This is a genomic window from Gracilibacillus salinarum, from assembly GCF_022919575.1.
Classification (GTDB): domain Bacteria; phylum Bacillota; class Bacilli; order Bacillales; family Amphibacillaceae; genus Gracilibacillus; species Gracilibacillus salinarum.
This window is the reverse complement of record NZ_CP095071.1, coordinates 1,980,423-1,992,833: the sequence shown is the minus strand read 5'-3', so window position 1 is coordinate 1,992,833 and position 12,411 is coordinate 1,980,423. Positions and strand designations below refer to the sequence as shown.

The 12,411-nt window shown below is 34.0% G+C and carries 6 protein-coding genes; all 6 read left to right on the top strand.

Going from position 1 to position 12,411, the window contains the following annotated elements; genetic code table 11:
- Window positions 1-2: 2 nt before the first annotated feature.
- Window positions 3-1,028, top strand: coding sequence for a glycosyltransferase family 2 protein (locus MUN87_RS09280; RefSeq protein WP_244747492.1), 1,026 nt, complete (start codon window positions 3-5; stop codon window positions 1,026-1,028).
- A 205-nt stretch (window positions 1,029-1,233) separates the two neighbouring features.
- A complete protein-coding gene (locus MUN87_RS09275; protein WP_244747491.1) occupies window positions 1,234-2,523 on the top strand; it encodes a lipopolysaccharide biosynthesis protein in 1,290 nt (429 codons plus the stop codon).
- 1 nt (window position 2,524) lies between these two features.
- A complete protein-coding gene (locus MUN87_RS09270; protein ID WP_244747490.1) occupies window positions 2,525-3,667 on the top strand; it encodes a CapA family protein in 1,143 nt (380 codons plus the stop codon).
- Window positions 3,660-5,444: an asparagine synthetase B family protein gene (locus tag MUN87_RS09265; protein ID WP_244747489.1), complete on the top strand. Its 1,785-nt coding sequence runs from the start codon at window positions 3,660-3,662 to the stop codon at window positions 5,442-5,444. Before MUN87_RS09270 ends, MUN87_RS09265 begins: the two co-directional genes overlap by 8 nt.
- Before the next feature lie 108 nt (window positions 5,445-5,552).
- The gene (locus tag MUN87_RS09260) at window positions 5,553-9,062 is read left to right on the top strand and encodes a peptidoglycan-binding protein (protein WP_244747488.1); all 3,510 of its coding nucleotides are present in this window, start codon (window positions 5,553-5,555) and stop codon (window positions 9,060-9,062) included.
- A gap of 74 nt (window positions 9,063-9,136) precedes the next feature.
- Window positions 9,137-12,292: a peptidoglycan-binding protein gene (locus MUN87_RS09255; protein ID WP_244747487.1), complete on the top strand. Its 3,156-nt coding sequence runs from the start codon at window positions 9,137-9,139 to the stop codon at window positions 12,290-12,292.
- Window positions 12,293-12,411: the final 119 nt, after the last annotated feature.

Genomic DNA, 12,411 nt, shown 5'->3' with positions numbered 1-12,411 from the left:
AGATGAATACACCATTGGTTACAGTTTTTATACCAGTTTATAATTGTGAAGACTATATAGTAGAAACACTAGACAGCATGCTAAATCAAACGTACAAAAATTTGGAGATTTTGCTGGTAAATGACGGTTCGACAGATAAATCAGTAGAGGTAATAAACTCTTTTAATGACCCTCGAATCAAATTAATAAATAATGAAAAAAATATGGGAATACCGTTTTCAAGAAATGTTGGTTTAACAAGAGCCGCTGGAGACTATCTGGTGATTATGGATTCAGATGACATATCTGTGCGAACTAGAGTGGAAGAGCAAGTAAAATACATGGAAAATAATCCTGAAATAGACGCTGCAGGCTCGTATTATATCAAATTTAATGACAGCAATGAAAGAAAAATTAGACCTTCTAACTTTACTAAACCAGAGGAATTAAAGATCGAACTTATGTTCTTTAATCCTATTGCTAATCCATCGGCAATTGTAAGAATGAATACAGTAAGCAAGCATAAATTAACTTATAGTCTTGAACATTTCGTTTCACAAGATTATGGATTTTGGGCCCAACTATCAAAAGTTGGAAAAATAAGTATTATTCCGGAATATCTTTTGAAATATAGGAGTGGGCATGAAAATATCACTAAAAAATCCAAGGCTAATAAGACATTAAAAAGAAAAGCAGTCATCAGTTCGATACAATTAGATTTGCTCAATTATTATGAATTTAACCTTAATAATGATGAATTAGAAATATACCACGATTTCTTTTCATTTAATTACAGTAGTATTGAACAGATAGAATCTATTATAAATTTAGTGCAAAAAATAAAGCATTTTGGAGAAGCGTCGCGACATTTTGATCAAGCAACATTTAGCTATGTATTAGAAGACGCAGTATTCAGAGGAATTACTAATCAGAGAATTTCCTTATTGAAAAAGCTTAAATTATGTAGTTCATTGGTAAAGAGTGATAAGACTAGAAGATATGCTTACATTATTATAAAACATGTATATCATACAATTCGCAGGTATTAGAGTAAGGTGGAATCTGATATCGGAGAAACAACATTTCCTGAGATCACATTTTAAGTTCGAGTGAGATAACGAGCACTTACAAAATGCTAAGCTTTGTTATTCTTAAGTTGTTGTCTTTCATTCATGGAATCTTTACTTTGATCAACTTGTTAAAAAATTTAGGTGAATCCAGAACTAGAATCTGATAAGAATTTGAGGTAGTTACATGTTTAATAAGTTAAGTAAGTTCTTTAAAAATAAATTCATACGAAACGTTATCATTATGGTTTCGGGTACTGCAGGAGCTCAAGCAATTACTATGCTACTGTCCCCAATAATAACACGTGTGTATGGTCCTGAGAATTATGGGTTAATGGGGACATTTATGGCCATCGTAATAATAATGGGGCCCATTGCATCTCTAACCTACCCGATAGCGATCGTTTTACCTAAGAAGGATTCAGAAGCAAAGAATCTTATTTTACTTTCTGTCATCATTGCCATATCTGGAGCAGCTATAGTTGCTATTCTCCTCTTAATTTTAAAACCGTTTATTGTGGAATGGTTTGATATTGGCGATATACAGGGTTACTTGTATTTAATACCTGTAGTCTTGTTAGGAGCTTGTTTTCTGCAAATAAATGAACAGTGGCTTATAAGAAAAAATAGTTTTAAAGTTTCTGCGAAAGCAGCTATTTTACAAGTAATTGTTACACAAGGTGGTAAAGCAGGAATTGGGTTATTTGCCCCTTATGCATCTGTATTAATAATCATCTCTGCGTTTAATGAAGCAATTAAAGGGATTTTTATGTTTCTCTTGTCAAAACGAAATGTACCGCTTAAATTCGTAAAAAATGCCATAAATTTCGAAGAGTTGAAAGAAGTAGCTAGAAAGTATAGAGACTTCCCTAAATATCGTTCACCACAAGTATTCTTGAATGCATCATCTCAGAATCTTCCTGTTTTAATGTTAACAGCATTTTTTGGACCTGCAGCGGCGGGATTTTATTCGATTGGTAGGACCGTACTTAATATCCCATCGCAATTAATTGGCAAATCAGTCGGAGATGTGTTCTATCCTAGAATATCGGAAGCAGCCAATAATAAGGAAGATGTGACTGGAATTGTTATTAAGGCAACCATGATTTTAGCAATGATTGGTCTCATTCCTTATGGGATTATTGTGGCATTCGGACCTCAATTATTTAGCTTTGTATTTGGTGAGGAATGGTTTAGGGCAGGAGAATATGCAAGATGGATGGCTCTATGGGTTTATTTTATGTTTATTAATCAGCCTTCAGTTAAGACATTACCAGTTATCAATGCTCAAAGGTTTCATTTGATCTTTACAATAGTAATGTTAATAGGGCGTGTATCTGTATTATTTTTAGGATATTACTTATATTCAAGTGATATAGTTGCAGTAGCATTCTTTGGAATTGCTAGTGCCGTGCTAAATATTGCTTTAATATTTGGAACTGTTTATTTAACTAAAAAGCATAAAAGGATGACTTAACGTGGTAGATATTTTTGTATGCGGAGATATTGTCAATTATCAACATAAAGACGGTTATTTTATATCAGAACCATTACGCGATATAATTGCAGGTGCAAATTTTTCAATAGCAAATTTTGAAGCACCGATACAAGGTAATTTTGGCCCTGCGGAGAAGTCTGGTATTCAGCATCATCAATGCAAAAATACGATTGCAGCATTAAAGGATCAAGGATTTGATATGCTTACTCTAGCTAACAACCATATTATGGATTATGGTGAAGAAGGCTTGAAAGCAACACTAAATGAAATAAAAGCTAATGAACTTAGAAATATTGGGGCTGGTACGAGCTTTTCCGAAGCTTATACCCCTCAAATAGTTAAAATAAATAATATAACGATAGGTTTTATTAATGCATGTGAAGCACAGTTTGGTGTCCTAGACTATAATTCGTCTGATAAAAGTGGTTATGCCTGGATTAATCACAATGAAATAGATGAGAAGATTATCGAGTTAAGAAATATATGTGATTATGTTGTTGTGCTTGCGCATGCAGGATTGGAAAACTTCTCTATTCCCCAACAAGAATGGCGAATGCGATATAAACAATTCATTAATCTTGGTGCAGATGTTGTAATAGGATCTCATCCACACGTTCCTCAAGGATTTGAAGAGTATAAAGGGAAATTTATTTTTTATAGTTTGGGTAATTTTTATTTTGATTCGAAAAATTATGTAAACAAAGAGGATAACTCTTATTCTGTGTTACTAAAACTTGAAAAAGAGTTGAGTTTTGAGTTGATTTACCACCATAAAGAAGATGGACAAGTGTTATTATCCCAAGACGATCAAAAAATAAATATACATGATTTAAATAGACAACTGGAAGATAATTATGTCTCTGAATTAGACAAAATATCTTTATCAGTATTTAATAAAAAGATTAAAAAGAACTTAGTTTATTCTCTTTCAATTGGTATATATGATGGAGGGATTCTGTCGAGCTTAAAAAGAATAATCAGAATTATCATTGGGAGAGAAAAACGGCATAATAAAAAATTATTATCTTTACACTTAATGCGTAATGAAACATATTATTATGTGGCTAGAAGAGCACTAGAACTACAAGCTAATTCTAAGATTGATGGTGATATACATGAGTGATTTTATATATTCTTACAATAAATGCAGCATCTCTGACATTAAGAATGCATTCCAGTCAATTTATCCTGATGACTTTAACCTTACTGTTACCGAGTATCATGGTGACTGGGGAAACCTTTTTGTAACGAAAAGTCCCTATAATGGCTTTGAACCTTATGAAACAGATGAATATCTCGCTGTAGTAATAGGAGGACCTTTACTAAACTTTACGGATAATAGCCATCTTTCTGTTAACGAAAATAATGATGCAACAAAAGCAATTTTCGACAGATGGTTAAGTGGCAAGATGGAATGGCAGAACGATCTAAATGGTCCATTTGCGGTTATTATAATAGAAAAATTATCAAAAGAAGTTTTCAGTGTAACAGATTTAATGTCTTTTATACCGCTTTACTATTATCAAAAACAAGGTCAATCCGATATGATTGCAAGTCACGTAGATGTATTTAATAAAATGTTTGATGGTCATTTAGAAGAAGATATAGTATCGAAAGTAGACTTTATCCTTCATGGAATTGTTACTTATCCCTATACAGAGTATAAGAATGTCTTTCAATTAGCACCAGCTTCCACTACAGTAGTGACAGAAGGTAATATACAAAGAAATGAACATTACTGGTACCCAAGTGAAGTTGATCTCCATTTAACAAAGAAAGAAGTCGCAGAATCCCTTAGAAATGCACTGACCTCCTATACGAAAACTATTACGGATCACTCCTATAATGTTGCCCAATTTATTAGTGGAGGCGAAGATTCTAGAGTTTTATTAGGTTTGATACCTGAGGTAGATAAAAAAAGAGAAGCAATAATATTTCTCGATAATATGAATAGAGAAGGTCAAATGGCTAAGAAAGCTGTTACCTTGTATAAAACAGCTAATTTTAATTTGTATACTCGAAGCAAAACATATTATTTAGATATATTACCTCAATGTGCTGATCTTGTAGGCAGTGGTGCTCAGTACTTTCATGCACACACATTTGGTTTTTATAATAAAAGTAAGTTGAACGAGTATGATGCTGTATTCGGAGGCTTATTCTCGGACGCACTGTTGAAAGGTGCTAGGGTGAAGAAAATAAGAGGGTCAAAACGATTTCCCTTTATTCCCGATATTAAATTGTCTACCTATTCACCAGAAAAGCAGCAATCGACAGGTGTGTTTAATAATGAAGTTGTACAAGAAGTATTCCGTAGAAGAAAAAATCACTTCGAATTCATTAAAACTTTTAGGGAGAAAACAGCTGAAGAATGGTTCGAATTATGGCCAAGTTCTATGAATTTAAATATTCCTAATTTTCATGTGAATAGAAGGTTGTTCAAAAGTTTTGAACCATTTTTATCAAATGAAGTAGTAAAATTATCTGCCGCTATTCCTCAAAAATGGAAAATGAATCGAATTATCTTTCACAGGACAGCTAAATCTTACCTGAAACCTTCTAAATGGTTATTTCATAGTGACGGGAGGCTTCCGTACTTCGCATGGTATGTGAATATTCCAATTCAATTTAGTTTTTGGTTATATGAACAACTGGGAAAGAAACTAGGATGGATTAAAGGAAATCAAGGACCATGGGCAGAATGGCACTTTGTTATGAAAAGCGCAAAATGGAACGACATGATTGAAGAATATGCCTCAGATGAATACTCTTTGAGTGAATATGTTAACGCAGATAATGTAAGTGAATTGTTTAATTCGAATCTAAACTATGTTCAAAAATTAAATGTGATGCAACTTTTAAATCAAGAATATAAAAATAGAAAAATTGTAGAAAAATAGTAGTTTTTATCTGTTTTTTTACAAAATTGTATTGAAAAATGTTCCATTAAAATATACTATTAGTAATGTAAATATTTATCATTTTATGTTACTCTGGGGTGAATACATTTGAAGAAACAGGCATATTTAACTATTTCTCTTGCTGCCGGTTTAGTAGTTTTTAATCAAGATTATCTAATCACAAAAGCTGAGACTGCTAAGAGAGAAGTCGTAGAACAAAAGGCTAGTCAAAGTGAAAATGCAATGGAATCTTCAACAGTTAAAGCTGTCGCTACTAACGGTGACTTATCCATCGGTTCTTCCGGCGAAGCTGTTAAAACGATGAAGATGAATTTAGCTAAACTCGGTTTTATCGTTTCAGACAATCCTAATCAAGATTTTGGACCAAAAACAAAGGAAACAGTCCAAAACTTTCAAAGTTATTATGGACTTCAAGCTACTGGCGTGGCAAATGAAATAACGTTGAGTAAGATCGATCAAATATTAGCAAGTCCGTTACAAAAAGGTAATAGTAATCCAGAAACCCTGCAAATGAAGCTTGATTTGGAGACGTTAGGATTTGAGGTATCTGATGATCCAAATGAAGATTTCGGACCGAAAACTGCTGATACATTGAAAGAATTTCAAAATAAATATAATTTAGTAACAAATGGTATAGGTGATCCCGTAACGATGGCAAAGATAACAGAATTAATCGAAATGCCGATGCAGTACGGCTTATACCGCCAAGATGTATTAGAAATGAAATTAGATCTCGAAGAAATAGGATTCAATGTAACGGATAATCCAAGCCCACAATTTGGCCCTAAAACAGAAGCAACTGTGAAGGAATTTCAGGCTTATTATGGACTGACTGCAGATGGAATAGCAGGAGATCAGACTTTAGAAAAAATTGATCAAATACTGACAAGCCCGCTCCAAAGCTGGAATAGTAATCTGGAAACACTTCAACTAAAATTGGACCTGAAGATATTAGGATTTGAAGTATCCAATGATCCCAACAATGACTTTGGTCCGAAAACCACCGCTACTTTGAAGGAATTCCAACAAAAATATAATTTAGTAGCAAATGGTATAGGTGATCCCGTAACGATGGCAAAGATAACAGAATTAATCGAAATGCCGATGCAGTATGGTTTATATCGCCAAGATGTATTAGAAATGAAATTGGACCTCGAGGAAATAGGATTCAAGGTTACCGATAATCCAAGTCCGCAGTTCGGTCCTAAGACAGAAGCTAAAGTGAAGGAATTTCAAGCATACTATGGACTTGAAGCTGACGGTGTTGCAGGATCCCGAACTTTAACTAAAATTGACGAGGTACTGGACAGTCCTTATCAGATTGGTAAAAGGGGCGAAGAAATCCTTCAATTCAAGTTAGATTTAGCCGAGCTAGGATTTGGTGTCTCTAGCAACCCGAATGAATACTTTGGTGCTAAGACGAAAAACACTGTTCAAGCATTTCAATCGGAATATGAATTAGTTCCTAATGGTATTGGAGACGAAGTGACATTAGCGAAGCTAGAAGAATTAAAAGATGCTCCACTTCAAATAGGCGTTGATCATGAAGATGTTCTTATTATGAAAGAAAAATTAGCAGAATTAGGCTTTAAAGTATCTGATAACCTTAATACACAATTTGGTCCGAAGACAGAAGCAACTGTAAAAGAATTTCAACGCTATTACGGATTAGAAGTTACTGGGGTAGCTGGAGATATAACGTTAAATAAATTAGATAGTTTACTTAATACTCCGTTAAAATATGGAATCACTCATCCGGAATCTATCACTTTAAAAAGAAACTTAGCAAGACTAGGTTTTAAGATTACTAATAATCCTTCTGAATATTATGGACCTAAGACAGAAGCTACTGTAGAAGACTTTCAAAGCTACTACGGATTAGTGGTAAGTGGTATTGCGGAAGAACGGACACTCAAGGAAATTCAAAACATATTAAGCAGTCCATTAAGTCCAGGGCACAGTAACCAAGATACGAAAACACTGAAAGAAAACTTAAAGAAGCTAGGTTTTAGTGTAAGCGATAATCCGAATATGGATTATGGACCTAAGACAGCATCTACAGTAAAAGAATTTCAGCAATATTTTAATTTAAGAGTTAATGGTATTGGTGATACCGCTACCTTATCTAAAATTAACGAAATTCTGTCTTCACCATTAAGATATGGTGAGAGTAATGCTCAAATTAAACAATTAAAGATTGATTTAGCAAAGTTAGGATTTGTGATATCGAACAATCCAAACAATGATTTCGGTCCCAAAACGGTAGAAGTTGTTAAAGATTTTCAAAAGTTTTTTGGGCTTCGCGTTAATGGAATTGGCGATGAAGTAACACTTAGAAAGATTAGTGAATTGCTAGAAACACATTCGTCAATTAACTATAGTAATTATGATTATACTTTTGACAGCTTTATCGATATTCAAATGACCAAAACACCAAAGGCAAATGGTTCCGGAAGTATCTCGGCAGGAAGAAACTTAGTAGAGTACTATGCTAATCCTTCCAATTTTTCTATGTCGTCAAAATCCTATTTACAATTCTTAATATTAAATAAAAGCGCGAATACAAATGTGAATGAAATAAACGACAAAGTACTTACAGGAGTTGGAAGCTTAACTAATGAGGCAGCGGCATTTATTGAAGCTGGTGAAGAATATGGTGTAAATGAAATCTACTTAATGGCTCATGCCTTACATGAAACCGGTAACGGGAGATCAACTTTAGCAAGAGGTGTCGGGGTTGATAAGAATGGAAATATCCCGACTGATAGTGAAGGAAATTTAATTATTATCACTGATAAGAACGATCCGCGGGTAGATAAAGTAGTTTATAATATGTATGGTTATGGCGCTGTAGATGCCAACCCTACTAGAGGCGGGGTAAGGTATGCCTATGAAAATGGCTGGTTTTCACCGAGTGAGGCTATCATCGGTGGTGCAAGTGATATTGTGAGAGGCTATATTTCAAAAGGTCAGGACACATTATATAAAATGCGTTGGGATCCGGATGATCCAGGTGATCATCAATATGCAACACATGTGGCCTGGGCAGTAATTCAGACTTCTGAAATGCATGAAATATATCAGTCACTAAATAATTATGTGCATTCCTTTGATGTTCCCAGTTACAAGAATCAACCAGGCTCATCCGGTGATCATCCACCACAGAACTTAATAGAATATCCTAGCAATATAAGTGGACAAACAAATGCAAATGTTAATTTCAGATCTCAACCTAACACAAATAGTAGTACAACTATTTATCAAACTCTTCATAAAGGCACAACTATTAAAGTACTAGGATCTAATGGAAACGGCTGGCTTAAAGTACAATATAACGATCGCCAAGGATGGGTATCCGATCCTTATGTTGACCTTCAAAATTTACTAAAAATAGTAGCAAGCAATTTAAATGTAAGGGTTGATCCGACAACGAACCATTCAGCTGTAGGGAAAGTATATAATGGAGACCTGCTAGCTGGTGTTTTACAAGATGATAACCATTTAGTAACGAGAAATGGTTGGTATCAGGTTTATTATCAAGGTAGTAAAAGATGGGTAAGTGGTGGAAATGGTTCATATGTCAGGGAAATAAAATAAACAAATAAAGGCTGTTGATTATTCAACAGCCTTTTCTTTTAAAATTAAAAATCTAATATAGAGGAGAGTATGTGATGATAAAAATGTCGGGTAAAATACCGTGTTTTATTGTTTTACTGGTTGTTACTATTCCTATTTCAGTATTTGCAGCCGATGCAAATGAATCTAGCAATCATACATATGCAGTATCAACAGAATCAGTAGAATTATCAATAGGTGATTCAAGTGAGTTAGTTTTGGAATTAAAAAAACAATTAGCTATTATCGGTTTCAAAGTATCAAATCATCCCAATCAAGATTATGGTCCAAAAACCGCTTCAATGGTAAGAAGCTTTCAAAAGTATTATGGATTAGAAGAAACGGGAGTTGCGTCAGAAGATACTTTCAAAAAAATTGATACAATATTATCAAGCCCCTTACAGGTAGGTAAAAGTAATCAGGCAACACTAGAGTTAAAAACAGACTTAGAGAAAATAGGATTTACAGTATCAGATACACCTAATCAAGATTACGGTCCCAAAACAGCAAGGACTGTAGAAGCCTTTCAAAAAAAATATGGTCTTACAGTTAATGGTATAGGCGATGAAATAACATTAAATAAAATTCAGGAAGTATTAGAAATGCCTATGCAAAATGGCTTGTATCGTCAAGATGTGCTTGAATTGAAAGTTAAGCTTGCTAAATTAGGATTTGAAGTATCAGAAAATCCAACTCCACAATTTGGCCCCAAAACGGAAGCAACTGTAAAACAATTTCAATCCTATTATGGATTAAATGTTACAGGGGTAGTAGGTGAAGCCACGTTATTAAAGGTTGATAAAATACTTGCAAGCCCCTTACAATTGGGAAACAGTAATCCAGAGACTTTACATTTAAAGCAAGATTTAGAGAAACTAGGGTTCATTGTATCCGATAGCCCAAACGAAGACTTCGGCAGAAAAACTGCAATTACAGTAGAAGCATTTCAGGCAAAGTACGGTCTGACCGTTAATGGTATTGCTGATGAAGTAACACTAGCAAAGATCCAAGAAGTATTAGAGATGCCAATGCAGTACGGTTTATACCGTCAAGATGTGTTAGAAATGAAGTTACAATTAGCCAAATTTGGCTTTGAAGTTTCCAATAACCCAACACCACAATTTGGACCTAAAACAGAAGATACTGTAAAAGAATTTCAACAATATTATGGGTTAGATGCTGATGGTGTTGTCGGAAAAGAAACATTAGACAAAATAAATGAAATGAATAACAGTCAATATCAACCGTGGAATAGCAGTAACCAGATTTTGGCATTCAAAAAAGATTTAGCTAAAATAGGATTTGTGGTATCTGATCAACCGAATAATGATTATGGGCGGAAGACAGCCGAAATAGTGAAAGAGTTCCAGCAAAAGTATGGACTAGTGGTTAATGGAATTGGCGATGAGGTAACACGAACAAAGGTTCAAGAAGTATTAGAAATGCCTATGCAATATGGTTTATATCGGCAAGATGTAAAGGAAATGAAAATTAAAATTGCCAAATTAGGTTTTGTTGTATCCAATAATCCAACGCCTCAATTTGGTGCAAAAACAGAAATAGTAGTAAAACAATTTCAGCGTTATTATGGTTTAAGTGCAACTGGTATTATGGATGATAAGACATTAAATAAAATAAATGATAATTATGGTACAATATTACAATACGGTAACAGCCATAATCAAGTGCTTGATATGAAGCAAGATTTGGCGAAATTAGGGTTTAAAATAACTAGCAATCCATCTACTTATTTTGGTCCCAAAACAGAGAATTTGGTAGAAGAATTTCAGCAGTATTACGGGCTGAAAGTAAATGGAATTGTTGATGACGTAACATTAAATAAGATCCATTCGATTTTATCGAGTGATATCATGATATGGAATTCTAATGATAAAATTCTACAGTTTAAAATAAAGCTTGAAAAATTAGGGTTTAAAGTTTCTAATCAACCAAACCAAGACTTTGGTTCTAAAACAGAACAAGTAGTGAAAGCATTCCAACAATATTATAATTTGAGAGTAAATGGTATTGGAGATCCTGTAACTCTCCAAAGATTAGATGAAATTCTTAAGAATTCTTTGCAAGTTGGAGATAGTCACAAAAATTTAATTAACATTAAAAATGATCTAGCTAGAGCCGGTTTCAAAATATCTAATCATCCCAACAGTGATTTTGGACCAAAAACAGAGGAAGAAGTAAAAGCATTCCAAGAATATTATGGATTACGTGTGAATGGATTACTAGATGATGTTACACTAATTACATTAGAACGAGTGGTCAACAATGAGTTAACTAGAAATGTTCCGCTATTAGTGAATGGAGCTCAAACTTATAGTTATCAAGATCTTCAGGGAGATATTAATGATTTCAACTTTTATTATCCTAATCTTGTTAAGACGGTAAACATAGGAAGGTCTGTAGACGGCAGAAACATTTATGCAATGAAATTAGGGAATGGTAATAAAGAGATTTTCATTAATGGTTCACATCATGCTAGAGAACATATGACAACGAATATCATTATGAAAATGATAGATGAATATGCGAAAGCCTATGTAGGAAACAAAAGATTTAGTGGTTACAATGTTCGAAAGCTGCTTAATGAGTTCTCAATTTGGTTTGTACCAATGGTAAATCCAGATGGTGTTATGCTAGTCCAAGATGGAGCATATTCCGCTAAAAGCCCTCAAAGAGTAATCTCTATAAATAATGGTAGCAGAGATTTTAGTGCTTGGAAGGCTAATATTCGTGGAGTTGATCTAAACAGGCAATATCCTTACCTTTGGAATACTATTACAGATAATTTAAGTAGTCCAGGATATGCATTCTATAAAGGACGTGCACCATTAACAGAACCTGAAGTACAAGCAGTTTATGACTTTACAAACGACCATAACTTTTTAGCGGCAGTTGCCTATCATTCATCAGGTCAATTAATTTATACTAGATATGGGTTCACGCCACATACAAGAAATATAACCAAAGGCGTTCAGAGAATTACAGGCTATACACCAATTGACTTGCAAAATAGTGTCAGCGGCGGTGGATATACGGACTGGTTTTTAGCTGATAAAAGAAAACCAGCGATTACCATTGAAATTTCACAATATGTCGGTGAACGACCAGTACCATTAGGTAATTGGGACAGTATTTGGTCTAAACAAAGAAGCATCGGATTATACCTTTTAGATTATGCAGATGAAAATCTATAGTAAACTAAAATAAGATGAAAAGAATAGCATGTTGTAAAGGAGTGAGGAACATTTCGGTACATCATGCTTTTTCTTTGGATGATATCTAAAGAATATTTATCACAGCGCTAAGCGTCCGT

Bases quoted from the DNA above. Each gene is read 5' to 3' on its own strand.
- MUN87_RS09275 (WP_244747491.1), top strand. From the start codon at position 1,234: ATGTTTAATAAGTTAAGTAAGTTCTTTAAAAATAAATTCATACGAAAC.
- MUN87_RS09255 (WP_244747487.1), top strand. From the start codon at position 9,137: ATGATAAAAATGTCGGGTAAAATACCGTGTTTTATTGTTTTACTGGTT.
- MUN87_RS09265 (WP_244747489.1), top strand. From the start codon at position 3,660: ATGAGTGATTTTATATATTCTTACAATAAATGCAGCATCTCTGACATT.
- MUN87_RS09280 (WP_244747492.1), top strand. From the start codon at position 3: ATGAATACACCATTGGTTACAGTTTTTATACCAGTTTATAATTGTGAA.